This is a genomic window from Micromonospora sp. LOL_025 (assembly GCF_048060285.1).
Classification (GTDB): domain Bacteria; phylum Actinomycetota; class Actinomycetes; order Mycobacteriales; family Micromonosporaceae; genus Micromonospora.
The window spans coordinates 1-287 of record NZ_JBHMIR010000155.1; the positions used below are offsets into that span (position 1 = coordinate 1).

The following is a 287-nucleotide window of genomic DNA, read 5'->3' on the forward strand; positions in this document are numbered from 1 at the left end:
GCACCGTGACCGTAGTTCACACTGGAACCGGCCAACCCGTCGCCGTGGGCGACCTCGATCGCGGCCACCCCCGCCGCATCCAACGCGGCGGCGATGGTCCGGACCTGCTCGACGGTGTAGCGGTGGGCGACGGCGTGCATACCGTCGCGCAACGTCACGTCCTGGATGTACAGATCGGTCACGACAGGACCTCCGAGGCAGCCTTGGGGCGCAGCGCGACCAGCCGTTCCGCCGTGCGCAGCGCGGCCGAGGTCATGATGTCCAGGTTCCCCGCGTACGCCGGCAGA

The 287-nt window shown here is 70.0% G+C and carries 1 pseudogene; it reads right to left on the reverse strand.

The features are described from left to right. A pseudogene (locus ACFHW0_RS31925) lies at positions 1-182 on the reverse strand (4-hydroxy-2-oxovalerate aldolase); the annotation flags it as partial. Between the last annotated feature and the right edge of the window lie 105 nt (positions 183-287).